Annotated in this window: 17 protein-coding genes; 16 read left to right on the forward strand and 1 reads right to left on the reverse strand. The window is 68.3% G+C overall.

The window, feature by feature from the left end; all coding sequences use genetic code 11:
- Positions 1-47: 47 nt before the first annotated feature.
- On the reverse strand, positions 48-443 hold the full coding sequence (locus EDF53_RS08250) for a VOC family protein (RefSeq protein ID WP_123671416.1): 396 nt from the start codon (positions 441-443) through the stop codon (positions 48-50).
- Between the two features lie 85 nt (positions 444-528).
- Between EDF53_RS08250 and EDF53_RS08255 the strand changes: the two genes are divergently transcribed.
- From EDF53_RS08255 to rpsL, 16 genes are all read left to right on the forward strand, one after another.
- A complete protein-coding gene (locus tag EDF53_RS08255; protein WP_185020985.1) occupies positions 529-1,557 on the forward strand; it encodes a GNAT family N-acetyltransferase in 1,029 nt (342 codons plus the stop codon).
- A gap of 178 nt (positions 1,558-1,735) precedes the next feature.
- On the forward strand, positions 1,736-3,403 hold the full coding sequence (locus EDF53_RS08260) for a GspE/PulE family protein (RefSeq protein WP_123293113.1): 1,668 nt from the start codon (positions 1,736-1,738) through the stop codon (positions 3,401-3,403).
- Positions 3,404-3,422: 19 nt separating this feature from the next.
- Positions 3,423-4,949 (forward strand): type IV pilus twitching motility protein PilT, encoded by a 1,527-nt coding sequence (locus tag EDF53_RS08265; RefSeq protein ID WP_123293115.1) that lies wholly within the window; start codon positions 3,423-3,425, stop codon positions 4,947-4,949.
- Positions 4,949-6,172 (forward strand): type II secretion system F family protein, encoded by a 1,224-nt coding sequence (locus EDF53_RS08270; RefSeq protein WP_123293117.1) that lies wholly within the window; start codon positions 4,949-4,951, stop codon positions 6,170-6,172. The genes EDF53_RS08265 and EDF53_RS08270 overlap by 1 nt, the downstream gene beginning before the upstream one ends.
- A gap of 193 nt (positions 6,173-6,365) precedes the next feature.
- Positions 6,366-6,794: a type II secretion system protein gene (locus EDF53_RS19765; RefSeq protein WP_311316835.1), complete on the forward strand. Its 429-nt coding sequence runs from the start codon at positions 6,366-6,368 to the stop codon at positions 6,792-6,794.
- Positions 6,795-6,869: 75 nt separating this feature from the next.
- On the forward strand, positions 6,870-8,333 hold the full coding sequence (locus tag EDF53_RS08280; RefSeq protein ID WP_148058304.1) for a prepilin-type N-terminal cleavage/methylation domain-containing protein: 1,464 nt from the start codon (positions 6,870-6,872) through the stop codon (positions 8,331-8,333).
- Positions 8,330-9,031 carry a PilW family protein gene (locus EDF53_RS08285; protein WP_123293121.1) on the forward strand — a complete coding sequence of 234 codons (702 nt, stop codon included), beginning with the start codon at positions 8,330-8,332 and terminating at the stop codon, positions 9,029-9,031. The genes EDF53_RS08280 and EDF53_RS08285 overlap by 4 nt, the downstream gene beginning before the upstream one ends.
- A complete protein-coding gene (locus tag EDF53_RS19310) occupies positions 9,028-10,923 on the forward strand; it encodes a hypothetical protein (protein WP_228504465.1) in 1,896 nt (631 codons plus the stop codon). Before EDF53_RS08285 ends, EDF53_RS19310 begins: the two co-directional genes overlap by 4 nt.
- Complete coding sequence (locus EDF53_RS08300) at positions 10,914-11,765, forward strand: A24 family peptidase (protein WP_123293405.1); 852 nt, start codon at positions 10,914-10,916, stop codon at positions 11,763-11,765. The genes EDF53_RS19310 and EDF53_RS08300 overlap by 10 nt, the downstream gene beginning before the upstream one ends.
- Before the next feature lie 42 nt (positions 11,766-11,807).
- Positions 11,808-12,860, forward strand: a complete 1,053-nt coding sequence (gene pilM, locus EDF53_RS08305) for a type IV pilus assembly protein PilM (RefSeq protein ID WP_123293125.1) — start codon at positions 11,808-11,810, stop codon at positions 12,858-12,860.
- Positions 12,857-13,597 carry a hypothetical protein gene (locus EDF53_RS08310; protein WP_123293127.1) on the forward strand — a complete coding sequence of 247 codons (741 nt, stop codon included), beginning with the start codon at positions 12,857-12,859 and terminating at the stop codon, positions 13,595-13,597. The genes pilM and EDF53_RS08310 overlap by 4 nt, the downstream gene beginning before the upstream one ends.
- Positions 13,594-14,295 carry a hypothetical protein gene (locus tag EDF53_RS08315; protein ID WP_123293128.1) on the forward strand — a complete coding sequence of 234 codons (702 nt, stop codon included), beginning with the start codon at positions 13,594-13,596 and terminating at the stop codon, positions 14,293-14,295. Before EDF53_RS08310 ends, EDF53_RS08315 begins: the two co-directional genes overlap by 4 nt.
- Before the next feature lie 176 nt (positions 14,296-14,471).
- Positions 14,472-15,038 carry a hypothetical protein gene (locus tag EDF53_RS08320; protein WP_148058305.1) on the forward strand — a complete coding sequence of 189 codons (567 nt, stop codon included), beginning with the start codon at positions 14,472-14,474 and terminating at the stop codon, positions 15,036-15,038.
- Positions 15,039-15,065: 27 nt separating this feature from the next.
- Entirely contained in the window at positions 15,066-15,551 is a 486-nt protein-coding gene (locus tag EDF53_RS08325; RefSeq protein ID WP_123293132.1) for a DUF6121 family protein, read from the forward strand.
- A gap of 36 nt (positions 15,552-15,587) precedes the next feature.
- The gene (locus tag EDF53_RS08330) at positions 15,588-16,799 is read left to right on the forward strand and encodes a hypothetical protein (RefSeq protein WP_123293134.1); all 1,212 of its coding nucleotides are present in this window, start codon (positions 15,588-15,590) and stop codon (positions 16,797-16,799) included.
- Between the two features lie 229 nt (positions 16,800-17,028).
- Positions 17,029-17,397, forward strand: coding sequence for a 30S ribosomal protein S12 (gene rpsL / locus EDF53_RS08335; protein ID WP_017885540.1), 369 nt, complete (start codon positions 17,029-17,031; stop codon positions 17,395-17,397).
- Positions 17,398-17,399 lie beyond the last annotated feature (2 nt).

Here is a 17,399-nt window from a genome sequence, read left to right on the forward strand (position 1 = left end):
CCCGGTGCCAGGCCGCCACGGGCCTCCCGGCCTGCGACCGGGTGCGTCTAGAGCGCGCGGTCCGCGCCGTTGTCGCGTCCCGATCCGCGACCGGTCTCGTCCACGAGCGAGAACAGGCTGAGGACGTTGCCGTCGGGGTCGCGGACGTCGAACCAGTTCACGGCTCCGTCGACGCACTCGACCGGTCCGATGTCGATGCCGAGCGAGCCGATGCGCGCGTGCTGGGCTCCGACGTCGTCGACGCCGAACCGGACGCTCACGGGGTTCTCCTCGGCGGAGTCGTCCTCGTAGAGCTGGATCCAGATCCCGCCGACCTCGTACTCGGCGACACCGTCCTCGGGTTCGAGGTCCGGTTCGGTGCGCTCGAAGACGGCGCCGTACCAGAGGCAGGACGCCTCGATGTCGGTGACGGGCAGCCCCACGGTCACGCTCGTGATGTCCATGACTCATCATGGTCCCGGTCGGGCCTGCTCGTCGAGGGGCTTTCGGTGGCGTCTCGCCGCGCGGCGGAACTGGCAGGCTGGAGGGATGGCGACCCTGCGCGAACGGATCACGGCCCCGGCACACCTCTCGTTCCCCACGCCGATCGGCGGGCTGACGTTCCGCGCGGGCGCGCACGACGACGTCGGGGCGATGCACGCCGTCGCGGTCGCGTCGGCCGCGGTCGACGACCCGCTCGCTCGTCCCTCCACAGCCGACCTCGAACGGTCGTTGTCCACCGAGGGGCTGGACGTCACCAGGGACACCGTGGTGGGCGTCGATGCTGGAGGGCATGTGCAGGCCTACGGCATCGTCATCGACGTCCCCTCCCGCGTCACCGCTGCGCGCGCCGTGCTCGACGGGGCGGTCCACCCCGACCTGCGCGGGCAGGGGATCGGACGGCGGGTGCTTGCATGGCAGGTGGGCCGCGCCCGGCAGCGCGTGGCGACGCTCGACGTCGACCTGCCGGCGACGCTCGACGTCGGTGGGCGGCAGGGGTCCTCGGCGCTGCGGCTGGCGGCGCACCACGACTTCGCGCCGGTGCGTACGTGGCTCGACATGCAGGTCGTGTTCGACGACCGCGGGCCGGGCGCCGACGCAGTACCCGTCCTGGGGGACGGGCTCGTCCTGCGGCCCGTCACGGCGGACGACATCGAACCGCTCCGGACGGCCAAGAACGACGCCTTCCGCGACCACTGGGGTTCCCAGCCGATGGTCGCGTCGGACTGGCGGGGGTTCCTCACCTCGGACAAGAGCCGGCTGGACCTGTCGCGGGTCGTCGTCGGTGCCGACGGCTCGGTCGTGGCGTTCACGATCGTCGAGGTGGAGCCCGACGGGTTCGCTGCCCGGGGCCGTTCGTACGGGTACGTGCACTGGGTCGGCGTCGTCCGTGCAGCTCGGGGGACGGGGCTCGCCCCGATCGTCCTCGACGCCACGCTGGAGGCGATCCGCGCCGACGGGTTGTCCGCGGCGGTGCTGCACGTCGACGCCGAGAACCCGAGCGGAGCCGGGCGCATCTACGAGCGACTCGGGTTCGTCGCCGGCGAGGTCCACGTCACCGCGTCGACGTCGCTCTGACCGTCGCGTCGGGGGTCCTGGACCCCAGTTCTGGGTGCATCCGGACCCCCTCCGCCCCCTCCTTCTGGGACTGCGGCCGACGACTGTCGCAGAAGTAGCGTGGTCGAGCGCCACATCCCTGGTGGTGCGCAACCCGACCACGTCTCGCCGCGCGCGAGTCCAAGGAGGCACAGGACTCATGGCGACCCTGTCCGAGATCCTCATCCTGAACGGCGCCCTGCCGATCGAGCACCTCGACTCGATGACGGGCGACGAGGACCTGGACGAGCGCGCCATCCGCGGCCTGGTCGACCAGGGCGTCGTGAGCGAGGCGCAGTTCATCACCGCCCGCGCGGCGTCGAACAACTCCCGCACCGTCCCGTTGACCGACTACCCGGTCGACGGCACCGCGGTCTCGATCCTCCCCGCTGCGCTCTGCCGGCGCCACGGCGTCCTCGGCGTCGGGTTCGAGGGCGAGCTGCTCATCCTCGCGATGGTCAACCCGACCAACGTGCTCGCGATCGACGACGCCCGCGCTGCGTCCGGCCGACCGATCAAGCCGCTCCAGGTGGACGAGCGCGACCTGCTCACCGCGCTCGACCGCTACCTGCGTGCCGACGACGAGCTCAACGACCTGACCTCGTCGCTCGAAGAAGAAGCCTCGATCAGCTCCTCGGCTCAGGTGGACCTGGCCGACGGTGCCCTCGACGACGTCCCGATCGTCCGCTTCGTGAACCTGCTCGTGTCGCAGGCGATCCAGGACCACGCCTCGGACATCCACATCGAGCCCGGTGAGCACGAGGTCCGGATCCGCTACCGCATCGACGGTGTGCTGCACGAGATGGCCCCGGCGCCGAAGAACATCCAGAACGGCGTCATCAGCCGCCTGAAGATCATGAGCGACATCGACATCGCCGAGCGTCGCAAGCCGCAGGACGGCCGCATGTCGGTCCGCCACGGTGGCCGCCAGATCGACCTCCGCGTGGCGACGCTGCCCACCGTGTGGGGCGAGAAGGTCGTCATGCGGATCCTCGACAACACGAACACGTCGCTGACCCTCAAGGACCTCAACCTCCTCGAGCAGAACTTCCAGGCGTACCAGCGGTCGTACTCGAAGCCGTACGGCATGATCCTGGTCACCGGGCCCACCGGCTCCGGCAAGTCCACGACGCTGTACACGACCCTGAACGCGGTCGCGAAGCCCGAGATCAACGTCATCACGGTCGAGGACCCGGTCGAGTACCGGATGGCCGGCATCAACCAGGTGCAGGTCAACCCGAAGGCCGGGCTGACCTTCGCCTCGGCGCTGCGCTCGATCCTGCGCTCCGACCCCGACGTCGTCCTGCTCGGTGAGATCCGCGACCACGAGACCGCCCAGATCGCCATCGAGGCGTCTCTCACCGGACACCTCGTGCTCTCCACCCTGCACACGAACGACGCCCCCTCCGCCGTGACCCGCCTGACCGAGATGGACATCGAGCCCTTCCTGGTCGGCTCCGCGTTGGACTCCGTCGTGGCCCAGCGTCTGGCGCGACGGCTGTGCGACCGGTGCAAGGCCCCCGCCGTGTACGAGGCCGAACAGCTCCGCACCCTCGGGTTCCTGCGCCCCGGCGACGAGGTCCCGGCGTTCTTCGCCCCCATCGGCTGCGCGGTCTGCTCGAACACCGGGTACCGCGGCCGCATCGCCCTGCACGAGGTCATGACCGTCACCGAGGAGATCGAACGCCTCGCCGTCTCGCGAGCCTCGAGCGCCGAGATCAGCCGCGTCGCCCAGGCGCAGGGGATGCTGACGCTCCGCCAGGACGGCTTCGAGAAGGTCAAGCTCGGTCTCACGAGCGTCGACGAGATCCTGCGCGTGGTCGCGTAGTCACGAGAGAGCGCAGCAGATGACCGACTCCGTGTACGACATCACGCACCCCGGCGACGAACCCGTCGCCGGCTGGCACCCGGGCAACCCCGGCACCGAAGTGGGCTCCCGCCGTGCAGCACGCCTGGCTGCCGCCGCAGCGTCGGCCCCTCCGGAGCAGGTCTACGACCTCGGGGACGACACCGCCGGATGGCCGGCACCGTCCGGGTCGCCCGTCGCCGTGCCCGTCGCGCAGCCGCTCGCCGCTCCGGCGACGCCGCCCGCCGGGGTGCCGTCGTCGATCGCGACCTACGGCTACGCCGAGGCTCCGACGCAGCAGCTCCCCACGGCGCCTGCGGCCCCGGCACCGGCCGCCACGATCGGCGGCGACATCGAGTTCTCGCGCCACGCACGCGAGGTCGCCGACCCCGACCTGATCACCGCACTCGCCCAGGTCGTGTACCAGGGCGCGTCCGATCTGCACGTCACCGCCGACGCCCCGCCCACCGTCCGCGTCGACGGCTCGCTCCGTCCCGCTGTCCCCGGAGGCGCGTGGTCGCGCGGCAAGGTCATCGCTGCACTCAAGACCATGCTGTCGGCCGAACAGGCCGGTCAGTTCGACCAAGAGCAGGAACTCGACTTCGCCTACTCGCTGTCGCCGGAGTACCGCTTCCGCGTGAACTTCTACCAGCAGCGCGGCAACTGGGGCGCAGCCTTCCGCATCATCCCCACCAAGATCAAGACGCTCAAGCAGCTCGGCATCCCCGAGCACGTCGGCGACTTCGCCGGCCTGCCTCGCGGACTCGTCCTGGTCACCGGCCCGACCGGCTCCGGCAAGTCCACGACCCTCGCCGCCCTGATCGACCTGGTGAACGAGAGCCGGGCCGACCACATCGTGACGGTCGAGGACCCGATCGAGTTCATGCACGAGCACAAGAAGGCGATCATCAACCAGCGCGAGGTCGGTGCCGACACGCACTCCTTCGCCGCCGCGCTGAAGCACGTGCTGCGTCAGGACCCCGACGTCATCCTGATCGGGGAGCTCCGCGACCTCGAGACCATCTCGGTCGCGCTCACCGCGGCCGAGACCGGTCACCTGGTGTTCGCCACCCTGCACACGCAGAGCGCCCCCGGCACGATCGACCGTGTCATCGACGTCTTCCCGCCACACCAGCAGGGCCAGATCCGCACGCAGCTCGCGGCGACCCTGCAGGGCGTCGTCTGCCAGACCCTGGTGCCGAAGGCCAACGGTGTCGGCCGGGTCGTCGCCACCGAGATCATGACGATCACCCCCGCCATCGGCAACCTGATCCGCGAGGGCAAGACCTACCAGATCACGTCCGCCATGCAGGCCGGCCGTGACCTGGGCATGCACACCATGGACCAGGACCTCGCCGAACTGGTCAACGTCGGCACGATCTCGCGCAAGGCCGCGATGGACAAGGTGCACGACGAAGAGGGCTTCGACCGGCTGGTGCAGCGCGTCGAGTCCCCGTCCGACTCCTCGGCAGCCGCGATCGCCGCCAGCGGGATCGACTTCGGCGACAAGTTCTCCGGAGGCTACTGATGTCCCTCGCATTCGACTACCGCGGGCGCGATGGTGCCGGCAAGCTCGTCAAGGGGCGCCTCGACGCCTCGTCCGAAGGAGCGGTCGTCCAGCGGCTCCGGGGCATGGGTGTCTCGCCGATCGCGATCACGGAGTCCAAGGCCGGCACCGGCCTGCAGACCGAGATCAAGATCCCCGGGTTCGAGAAGGGCGTCGGGCTCAAGGACCTCGCGATCATGTCGCGGCAGGCCTCGACGATGCTCACCTCGGGACTCTCGCTGCTGCGCGCGCTGTCGATCCTCGCCGACCAGACCGAGAACAAGAAGCTCAAGGACATCCTCGGCAAGGTCCGCGACGACGTCGAACGCGGTGTCTCGTTCTCCGACGCGGTGGCGAAGTTCCCGGTCGACTTCCCGCCGATCATGATCAACATGATCCGTGCGGGGGAGACCGGCGGGTTCCTCGACCAGGCCATGGACTCCATCGCCACGAACTTCGAGAAGGAGCACAAGCTCCGCTCGACCATCAAGTCGGCGATGACCTACCCCGTGGTCGTGCTGTGCATGTCGCTGGCCGCGGTCGTCATCATGCTCATCTTCATCGTGCCGATCTTCCAGAACATGTTCTCGTCGCTCGGTGGACAGCTCCCGATCCCGACCCAGATCCTCGTCTCGATGTCACACGCCATGCGTTGGCTGGCGCCGGTACTGGCCGTGATCGCGGTGGTCGGCTGGTTCTGGTACCGGGCCAACAAGAACACGGATCGGTTCCGGGCGTTCCGCGACCCGATCCTGCTGCGTCTCCCCGTGTTCGGCGCATTGGCGAAGAAGATCGTGATCGCGCGGTTCGCGCGCAATTTCTCGAACATGATCGGTTCCGGAGTTCCAATTCTGCAGGCCTTGCAGATCGTCGGAGAAGTGTCGAACAATTTCGTCGTGCAAAGCGCGCTCGTCCGCGTTGCCGAAGCCGTTCGGAAAGGTGAATCCATCGCAGCGCCGATGGCGGTGGAAAAAGTGTTCCCGAGCATGGTCTCGCAGATGATCGCCGTTGGTGAGGACGCCGGCTCGCTCGAGACGATGCTCGAGAAGATCGCTGTCTTCTACGACGCCGAGGTCGAATCCACCACCGAATCGTTGACGGCACTCATTGAGCCGCTGCTCATCGCGTTCCTCGGAGTCGTCGTCGGCGGGATGATCGTCGCGCTCTACCTGCCGATCTTCCAGATCACCTCGCTCGTCAAGTAACCACTCGGAGTCCATGCCCCTCGTGCGGGGGCATGGAAGCACGAAATGCCCCCGTTACTGGGGGCATTTTGGTACCCCCGGACCCCCCGTTCTCGGGATTACGCACGGAAACACCCCTGAATACTCTTGTGACCGGCGGCGGAGCACTCCCCGGCACAATCCCCATCGCATTCCCAGAAGAATGGAAACCACCATGTACTTCGCTCTCATGGGCAAGCTCGACGCTCGCCGCAAGGGTCTCCTCGAGGACAACGAAAAGGGCTTCACGCTCATCGAGCTCCTCGTCGTCGTCATCATCATCGGCATCCTCGCGGCCATCGCGATCCCGGTGTACCTCAACGTCCAGAACAACGCGAAGGACGCGACCGTCAAGTCGGACCTCGCGAACGCGAAGACTGCCGTCATCGCGTTCCAGACGGACAAGAACGGCGTTCTCCCGACCGCGACCGAGTTCGGCACTTCCGCGACGATGACCCCGTACGGCTACACCCAGAGTGATGGCACGACCTTCACCTACAAGCCGGCCGCGACGGGCTCGAGCTTCGCGATCTGCGCTGTCGGTGCGACGAAGACCAGCTTCAAGATCACTGACACGGCGGCTGCCGCGGCAGGCACTTGCTGACCTGACCACGTCGAAAAGGCGGCTCGTCGTGAGACGAGTCGCCTTTCGTGCAAGAGCCAACTGGAGGAGGTGACCATGTTCCGTCGAATGAACCGCGTCCTACAACGCGCGGAGTCCGGGGATGCCGAGGCCGGCTTCTCCATCATCGAGGTCATGGTCGCGATGATGGTGTTCGCCGTGATGTCGGTGGGGATCGCCTACGGCATCGCGAACACCCTGCAGCTCACCCAGACCAGCCGCGGACGTGAAACCGCCGTCGCACTCGCGTCACAGGACATCGACACGCTCCGCCAGACGGCAGCTGCTTCGACCGGCGGCATCTTCAAGGTCGTGAGCAAGGCCGGCGCTGACAACACGAAGACCATCGGCGGGGTGACCTACAAGATCGAGCGCGCCGTGACCTGGGTTCAGAGCGACGGAGCCAGCGGTGCCTGCGGCACGTCGAACGGCAAGCTCGCCTACAAGAGCGTCGTCGAGACCGTGAGCTGGCCGAACCCTCGTGGCGGCGGAGCAAGCTCGACGACTGTCACCTCCGCGATCGCCCCGAGCGACGCCGTCACCGACCCTGGGTACGGGACGATCATTATCTCGGCAGTGACGGCGTCGGGAAGCCCCTACCAGGGCGTCTCGATCACTGTCACGCCGCTCGCCGGGGGCGGCGGTTCGCCGCTCACCACCGCGGTGCAGTCGACGGACGCGCAGGGCTGTTCGTACGCGGTCAACGTGGCGCCGGGCGACTACACGGTGACGGCGACCACGACCGGAGGCATCGACACCAACCAGGCGCAGCCGTCCTCACAGACTCCGATCACGGTTTCTGCAGGCGCGAGCTCCCCGGTGCCGTTCGTCTACGACCGCGCGAGCCAGCTGACCCTCCAGTACGCGAAGACCTACAATGCCACCCTGCCGACGAACATGGTGACGGTGCTCTCGAGCTCGGTGGGGGGGCTCGACACCATCAAACCGTGGGACGTCGCGAGTACGTCCCTCGTGGTGACCTCGACGTCGAAGCCGTCAGTGCCGGTGTTTCCCTTCACCTCGGGCTACGCGGCATACGCCGGGCCCTACTCCAACAGTCCAAGCTCCACGGTGAGTTGTTTGAGCCCGAACCCCTCAGCGTGGTCGACACCGAACGCCGCCGGGGCCATCGGGGCCATCCCGCCCACGATCGAGGCGTCGCCGGGCGCTCCTGCGTCGGCGTCTGTCATGACCGGCGTCGCCACGGTGAGTGGAGTGAAGGGCCGGTTCATCACCGCGGTCTCCTCGGCGAGCCCGGCGGCGGGCGACCCCGGATGCTCAGCCGGGATGACGATGAAGTTCCCGGTCTCCTCGACAGACGCCGCCACGGTGGCGCTGCCGTTCGGGACCTGGACCATCTACTCGGGCACGAGCTTCGGATCCACGACGAAGAACGAGATCGCGTCGAACGCATCGAACGTGAGGCCGGTGACCAATGGCTCCATCAACCAGAAGACCGCACTGGTGGTCATCAGCTTCGACAACACGTTGACCCTCGACCCGCGAGGCCAGACGTCGTGATCCGCCTTCTCCGCCGTGTGCACCGTGATCAGGCCGGCATCAGCCTCTCCGAGCTGCTCGTCGCCGTGAGCGTCTCGATGGTCATCCTCGTCGCGGTGGGGGGTTTCTTCACCGCCACGTTGCGGGCGGGTGCGACCAACACCTCGTCCGACCAGAACGCGCGGTACGCATCGGTCGTGATGAACTCCGTCACTCGGTACGTCCACGCCGCCAGCCTGCTGCCCAAGTCCGACGGTAGCTACGCCGCAGCCGTCACCGAGGCGGCCCCGACGCGACTGACCTTCTACGCCTACATCAACCTCGACGGGAGCGGTACCGACAACCCGGTCCAGATCCGCTACTCCCTCAACGCGGCGAAGAAGGTCGTCCTCGACCAGTGGGACGGCACGGCGTCGAACGGCTTCTGGACCTTCCCGTCGACGGCGCAGGCGCCGACTCGTTCGATGGTGATCGGAGGCCCGGTGGCTTCTCCCACCGGTGGCGCTCCGATGTTCGAGTACCTCGGGGCGGACGGCAGCCCGCTGCCGGCGCAGAACGACGGCACCATCTCGACCACGCAACTCGGCAACGTCCGCGCCGTCCGGGTCAACCTGGAACTCGGGTCGACCGTGAGTGGGGCAGCAGGGAACACGACCATCCAGAACACGCTCTACCTCTTCAACGTCGTCTACGGGACCAGCAACGGAGGAACGCCATGACCCGGCTCCGGAGCGTGCTCGAGCGGGCGCGCGACGACGACCGAGGGATGATCCTCGGCAACGTCCTGATCTTCGGGACCGTAATGATGCTGCTTGTCGCAACGATGATCGCCGTGTCGACCTCCGGGGCGGTGAAGTCAGCGACGGACCGCAACTTCCAGAACGCGATGGCGGCCGCATACGCAGGACTGGCCGACTACCAGTCCAAGCTGTCCAATGACAACGGCTACGCGCTCTACGGAAACTCGAGCGCGCAGTTCAGCAAGGCGAGCGGTTCGAGCTTCAGCGGGCAGGCGGACAACATCGCCTTCACGAATGCCGGCTCCACCTGGGCCAAGGTGGTTGGTTCAACCGACCAGTGGTACCGGTACGAGGTGGACAACTCGAACTACTCCGCAAAGGGCGTCCTGAAGGTCCGTGTCACGGGGAAGTCGGGGGGTAGCGTCCGGTCGTTGGTCGCGAACCTCAAGGGTGACGGGTTCATCAACTACCTGTACTTCACCAACTACGAGTCGTCGAACCCGGCGATCACCGGAAGTACCTGCACGACCGTCTACCAGTGGCAGTCTGCAAGCAACAAGTGCGCGGCGGTCCAGTTCGCCGGTACCGATGTCCTCAACGGTCCGATCCGGACCAACGACGTCTTCACCGCGGCCTGCGCGACCGTGTTCAACGGGCCGGTCGAGCAGCACGACACCTCGGTCCGCCCTGCGAGTGGGACCTGCGCTGGCGCTTTCAACGGGGGTGCCGCGAGTGCGGTGCCCTACCTCGGGCTGCCTGCGCTGAACTCGAACCTCTCGCAGGAGACACGCGTCGACCTCCCGACCTCGGTACCTCGGCCGGGCTGCCTGTACACCGGCCCGACCCGGGTGTCGTTCCTGGGCAACGGCAAGATGACTGTCTGGTCGCCGTGGACGAAGGCAACGCAGGTGCAGGTGAACGGTTCGACCGGTGAGGTCAAGGCGGGTGCCGACATCGCGAAGGCCGCTGCGCTGTGCGGAGCCGTCGCTGACCTGCAGAGTTCGGCAGGCGCCACGATCCCGACGCTCCCGACGAACCTGATGTACGTCCAGGACATCCCTTCTGCCGCGAACGACGTGAACGCTTGGGCCGCCAACACCTTCCCTTCCCGGTACACGAACACCTACTGCACGACGACGGTGACCGTCCGGTCGAACGGGACAGCGACGACCACCAGCAACCAGGCCTTCAACAACGGTCAGGGTTTCCCGGCGTCGGGGGAGTGGGTCAACGGTGGGCAGTCTGGGTCCTACTACCAAACCGGATCGGCATCGGACACGTACAGCTGCTCAGCTGGCGATGTCTTCGTCAGCGGGGGCTTCAGCGGCGCCATGACGATCGCTGCATCGGGGACGGTCTGGGTCACCGACGACATCACCTACGCCAGCGCCACCAACGACGTCCTCGGACTCGTGGGCCAGAACGCGGTCGAGATCTACAACCCCGCGCGGTGCAGCTCGTACCCGACGACGTACCAGCCGCGGGTCGGCTACGTGACTGACACCACCCGTTGCAACCAGAGCGGCGTCGGCCTCCTGAACCGCAGCAGCGGCGCGGGCATAACGATCAGCGCTGCTATGGCGAGCAACGCCGGCACGTTCTGGAACCAGAACTACGACATCGGGCCCAAGCTCGGCGTGCTCAAGGTCGTCGGATCGATCGCGCAGAACTGGCGTGGTGCGGTCGCGACGACCGGCAGCACCGGGTTCTCGAAGAACTACGTGTACGACCAGCGGCTCCTCACGACGGCACCACCGAAGTTCCTGCAGCCCGTCTCGACGTCGTACGGCGTCACCACGCAGGTCGAGGTCCAGACGGCGTACAAGGTAGACGGATCGTGCGCGACCACCAGCAGCGGGGCATGCCGGTGACCGCGGTCCGTGAGCTCCTTCCGGTGACCCTGGCACTGGCAGGCGTCTTCGGTCTCGTCGTCGGGTCGTTCCTCAACGTCGTCGTGTACCGGGTACCCGCAGGATTCTCGGTGGTCGCACCGCCGAGTGCCTGCCCGCGTTGCGGTCACCAGATCCGGCGCCGCGACAACGTTCCGGTGCTCTCGTGGTTGGCCCTGCGCGGTCGGTGCCGGGACTGCGGCGCGCCCATCTCGGCGCGCTACCCGTCGGTCGAGCTGGCGACTGCCGCCCTGTTCGTGGGCGTGGCGTGGTCGTGGTCCTCGTCGGTAGCCGTGATGCCGCCCGGGGCGGCCGTGCTCGCTGAAGCCATCGACTTCGCAGCACTCCTCTTCCTGATGGCCGTCTCCGTGGCACTGGCACTGATCGATGTCGACACGCGCCGACTACCGAACGCCATCGTCTACCCGTCCGCAGGCGTCCTCGGGATCCTGCTCGTCACGGCTACCGTCCTCAGCGGTGATCTCGGTGCGTTCGTGCGAGCTGTGGCTGGTGCTGCTGTGCTCGGCGGCGCCTATCTCGTGCTCGCGCTCGCGGTCCCCGGGGGAATGGGGCTCGGGGACGTGAAACTCGCCGTGGTCCTCGGCTTCGTGCTCGCGTACCTCGGATGGGGACCCCTCGCAGTGGGTGCTTTCGGAGCCTTCGTCGTGGGCGGTACCGTCGCGATCGCACTGCTCGTGAGCGGGCGAACACGGTGGCGCGGCGGTCTGCCCTTCGGGCCGTCGATGCTCGCGGGCGCCTGGATCGGGATCTTCTTCGGCCAGGGCCTCTGGACCGCCTACCTCCGGCTGCTCGGGCTCGCCTGACTTCTCCGGCAACCAGACTCCAACCAAAGCGAAAGCAGCATCATGGGCAAGAGCATCGTCGGCATCGACATCGCGGGTACCGCGATCCGCGCGGTCGAGGTCGCGAACGCAGACCGCGCTCGGCCGACCGTGTTGCGTTTCGCCGAGGTCCCGACGCCGCCCGACGCCGTCAGTCGCGGTGAGGTGCTCGAACCGAACACCGTGGCTGCGGCGCTGCGCTCGCTGTGGACCACCGGCCGCTTCCGCTCTCGGGACGTCGTGCTGGGCATGGGGAACCAGCGTGTCCTGTCCCGCGACCTCATCGTCCCGGCAGCACCCCTGGAGCAGATTCGAGAGAGCCTGCCGTTCCAGGTGCAGGACATGCTCCCTGTGCCGGTCGGTGATGCGATCCTCGACTTCTATCCGACCTCAGAGGGCATGAGTGAGGACGGCCCGGTCGTGCACGGGCTCCTCATCGCGGCGATCAAGGACGCAGTCCTCGCCAACGTCCACGCGGCGCAGCTCGCCGGGCTGAACCCCGTCGGGGTCGACCTCATCCCGTTCGCGTTGACCCGGGTGCTCGTCGGCCGCCCTGGCCTGCCGGGCACCACAGTGCTGGTGCAGCTCGGCGCGGACACGACCACCGTCGTCCTGTCGACCGACGGCATTCCGCAGTTCGTCCGGATCATCCCCATCGGGGGCAACGACGTGACCCGCGCGCTCGCCGGCAACCTCGACATCGAGTTCGCGCAGGCGGAGGCCGTCAAACGTCACCTCGGGATCGGGCAGGGTGCGAGAACGCCTGATGACGGCCGGGCAGTGGCGATCATCAGCGATTCAGTACTCGAGCTGATCGCGAGCCTGCGGAACACCATCAACTACTACGTGAACACCCGACCCGGCGAGCGGGTCGAACGGATCGTCCTCGTCGGCGGCGGAGCCCGACTCGTCGGGTTCCGGAACGCGCTCGCTGAGCACACGCGGCTCCCGGTCGAGTTCCGGTCCGCATTCGCAGGAGCCGACGTCGCTCGGTCGATCCCGGCCGACGACATCGCAGTACACGAGGACGCGATCGCCGTCGCCTACGGGCTGGCAGTAGGGAGCCGGGCAGCATGACTGCAACCGAGATCAGACCGATCGTCGCCAGTTCGGACGCGACCGGCGAACAGCGTGGTCGAGGCCGTCGACCGAAGAAGGCTGCCTCGACGACGTCCATCGTCGGCCGTGAGCCGCGCGTCGACCTGCTCCCGGCCGAGGTGCACACGGGGCGCCGAGAGCGTGCGCTTGCCCGCCGGGCCTGGCTCGGAGTCGTGGTGGCGGCCGCCGTGGTGGTCGTCGGATCGGGGGTGGCGTACGTGCACCAGCTCGAGACCGCCGAAGCCCTCCGCAGTGCACAAGCGGAGACGACGTCGTTGCTCCAGCAGCAGCTGCGGTACTCGGACGTGCGACAGGCGGAGCGGGACGCAGCGCTCCTCGAGGCGGCGCAGGCAGTCGGCGGGTCGACGGAAGTCGACTGGAACGCGTCCCTCGCACAACTCGAAGCCGTCCTCCCTGCGGGGGTGTCGATCACAGCGATGTCCATCGACTCGGCAGATGTGACGAAGGCGTTCACACAATCGACAGTGCCGTTGGAGGGAACGCGGATCGCCACGATGCAACTGACCATCGAGAGCCCGAGCATCCCGTCCGTCCCCGACTGGACTGCCCGCTTGTCGACGATCAAGGGGTACGCGGATTCGACCATCACCTCGGTCTCGCTCGAGGCCGACACCGGTACGTACTCGGCGACGATCGAAGCGCACCTTGGCGACAAGGCTTACGACGACAAGTACACGAAGGACGATGCCAAGTGAACAAGAGCCGCCTCTCGCTGATCGTCGCTCTCGCCGCCGCGCTCGCCGTCCTCGCTGGCGGGTGGTTCCTCGGTGCGCAGCCGCAGATCGCACAGGCGTCCACCAACGCGTCGCAGCGAGCGGACATCGCAGCGACGAACTCGGGCAACCGCGCTGAACTGCGCCGCCTCGAGAAAGCGTCCGAGTCGCTCGACTCGACGAAGCGAGAGCTTGCAGCGCTGCGCGCGTCAGTTCCTGCAGCGCCCGAGACTGACTCCTTGTTGTCCCAGCTGAATCTCGCGGCCTCTTCGAGCGCCGTCACCGTGACCTCGGTCACCTTCGGCGAGCCGAAGGCCTACCTGCCGGAGGGCTCCGGATCAGCGGCGCCGAGCCCGTCAGCATCCCCGAGCGCTGCGAGCTCGAGTGCCACGCCGACGGCGGCAGCGACGCCGGCTGCGCCCACCCCGTACAGCGATGACCAGATCACCGCGTCGAACTTCGTGCTCATCCCCGTCACCGTTGCCGTCACGGGCTCATACGACCAAGCGCTGAGCTTCACGAAGGCCGTCCAGGGCGGCGAGCGGCTGTTCCTGGTGAACGGCATCGCTGCGACGAGTGCGGATGAGGGGGACTCGCCGATGGCGAGCCAAGCATGGTCGCTCTCCGGTTCGGTCTACGTGCTCTCGGACGCCGCAGCCGCGGCCTCCGCGAAGGGCTGATCCGACCCCCTCCCACTGGGGTGTGACGCGCCACGCCGACCCCTCTTCCGCGACACCCGTCGCTGTGCGTACGATGCTCACGACGCCGCGATCGCGGCTGCTCATCTCCCTCTCGAACGGTCGGCTCGAACCGGCCGTTCCCGTCGTGCCCGGAGTCGCGCGTGTTGGTCGGAATCGTGGAATTCCTTGGTTGGTTCGGCGCTGTAACCGTGCTGGCTGGTTACATTCTCTTCTCCACGGGGAAGCTCCCGAACGGGCCGGTCTACCAGCTCTTCAACCTCGTCGGCGGGCTGGCCGTCGCCGTCAACGTGGCCGCGCACCACGCGGTGCCGTCGACCATCGTCAACGGCATCTGGGCGATCGTGGCCGTGGTCGTCCTGGTGAAGATGGGACGCGCCCGTCGTGCGGCGAAGCGCGGCGAGCCGGCGGCCTCCGAGGCGACCGTCCTGCACGCCGAGCCGGCGTCCACCACCGGCGTCCTGCCGATCATCGGCCCGGCCCTGCGTGACCACGAGCCGGATGAGCCCTCCGGGGCGGACGCAGCCCCGGGCCTCCAGGCCGCACCGACCACCAGCACGACGCAGGTCGCTCCGATGACCGAGACCGTCCCGATCATCACCGCGACGATCGCACTGGCCCTGGTCGCCGCAGCCCAGGGGCACGTGGAGCGTGCGGACGGCGCGGACAGCGCAGGCGCCACCGAAGGTGCCGACCACGCGGAGCGGACCGAAGCCACCCGCTGACCGTCCCGTCGGCGATACGATCACCTCATGTCCCGGTGGTTGATCGCGACGATGACGTCCGTCCTCTTCATCGCGCTCGTCGTCGCCGTCGCGGGGTTCGAAGCGCTCCTCGCCGACGTCGAGGCGATCGCGCAGCCGGACGCGACCCCGTACCTCGGCCCGGCCATGGTGATCGGCGCCGCCGTGGTGGTGTTCCTCGCGACCGCGGTCGGCGCGCGAGAGGGCAACCCCGGTGTCACCGGCCTGGTCGCCGCCGCGACCGCCTACCTGGTGATGCTCGGCGTCGGCGCCGTCGGGTACGCGGCGATCCGCCGCGACGTGACCGAGCTCCTCGTCTTCCCGGCCGGCTACGCACTCGGGCCGTTCGTCGTCGGCTCCGTCGTGGTGGCGCTCCTGTCGGTGATCGGCGGGATCTCCATGGCCCGGCACCAGGCCCGGACGACGGGCTCGACATCCACGGCAGGGCAGCGGCAGGAGCCGACCGTCGCGGGTGACGACACCGTCGGGCGGTAGTCTGCCCGGGCACGACGCACACGCAACGGGGGAACGATGAGCGACCAGCACACGCCGGATCCGGACCAGCAGGACGGTTGGGGAGCCGTGCCGTCGGTGGCGTCGATCCGCGGGACGCAAGAGCCGCCAGCGGCCGCGCAGAACGCGCAGGCCGGGTCGACGGCGCAGGCCGGGACGACCGCGCACGGCGCGCAGTACGCCCCGACCGCGTCGCGTGCTCCGCGCCGGAAGCTCCGCCGCGGCCAGCTCATCGGGATCATCGCCGGCAGCACCGCCGTCGTGCTGTTGCTCGTCGCCGGTGTCGTCGGGTTCTCGGTCGGCTCGGCCACCCACTCGGCCGACCGCCCCGTGCGGGCGTTCCTCGACGACCTGACCGCGGGGAAGGTCACCGACGCCCTCGACGCAGCGGGCATCGACCGGACGAAGGCCGACGTGCTCCTGACCGACGCCGCGTACGCGAAGGCGACCGCGAAGGTCACCGGTTACCGGGTGGCCGCGACGCGCACGGACGGCGACACCGCCACCGTCCGCGCCTACCTGCGCCAGGCCGGCCGTGACGTCGCGGCGACCTTCACGCTCGACAAGACCGGCACCGACTGGGGCGTGTTCCCGGTGTGGGAGCTGCAGGCGCCGGAGCTCGGCAGCGTCGACGTCAGCGTCCGGGGTCCGGCCGGCGCCTCGGTGCAGGTCGCGGGCACGTCGACGAAGACCCCGAAGGACGGCACGGTCGGTCTCCGCGCCCTCCCCGGCACCTACGCGGTCACGTACGACGGCGGCAAGTGGACCAAGGCCACTGGAGGCAGCGCCGTCGTGGGCGGGTTCGGTGGCAGCACCTCGACGCCCGTGCAGATGACCGCGACGCTCACGAACGCGGGCGACCAGGCGGCGAAGCGGGCCGTGGACGCCTGGGTGGACGGCTGCATCGCCTCGAACGACGCAGCGCCGGCCGGGTGCAGCTTCTACGCGTACGGCGAGAACCCCGCGTACACCTACACGAACGAGAAGTGGACGCTCGAGTCGCGGCCGACCGTCGCCGTCGGCAGCTGGACCACGAACGGCTGGCTCGTCTCCACCACCACCTTCGGTCGGGCCACCTTCACGGCGGACATCGCCGGCGCGGGCGGCACCGGGACGGCCACGGCCGGACCTCTCAACGTCAACGCGAGCGGGTACATCACGGGGTTCTCGAGCTCGGGCGCGACGTTCCGGTCGGCGGTCGGCAACGGGTCCTCGGACACCGGCTCATGACGGTGTCCGGCGTGGTGCCGGCCCGGATTGATTTCGTCCCGTTACGCGGGTAGTCTCTTCTGGGTGTGCGCCCTCGGGCGCGCCCGAAAAGTCCGGCGAGCGAGATCGCCCAGTCGGACCACTCCGTCCCCCCGCAGGTTCCTCCGCCGTCAGGCGGTCATCAGCGTGGGACGAGGAAGCCGGCGGATCGCGCCGGCCAGAGAGCACGAGCGAAGAACCAGGAGAACAGTTGCCTACTATTCAGCAGCTGGTTCGCAAGGGTCGTACGCCGAAGGTCACCAAGACCAAGGCGCCCGCCCTGAAGGCGAACCCCCAGCAGCGTGGTGTGTGCACCCGCGTCTACACCACCACCCCGAAGAAGCCGAACTCCGCACTGCGCAAGGTCGCTCGTGTGAAGCTCTCGAACGGCACCGAGGTCACGGCGTACATCCCCGGTGAGGGCCACAACCTCCAGGAGCACTCGATGGTGCTCGTCCGTGGCGGTCGTGTGAAGGACCTCCCCGGTGTGCGGTACAAGATCATCCGTGGCGCCCTGGACACCCAGGCCGTGAAGAACCGTAAGCAGGCTCGTAGCCGCTACGGCGCGAAGAAGGGTTGAGT

Source organism: Curtobacterium sp. PhB78 (assembly GCF_003751685.1).
In the GTDB taxonomy this organism is placed as follows: domain Bacteria; phylum Actinomycetota; class Actinomycetes; order Actinomycetales; family Microbacteriaceae; genus Curtobacterium.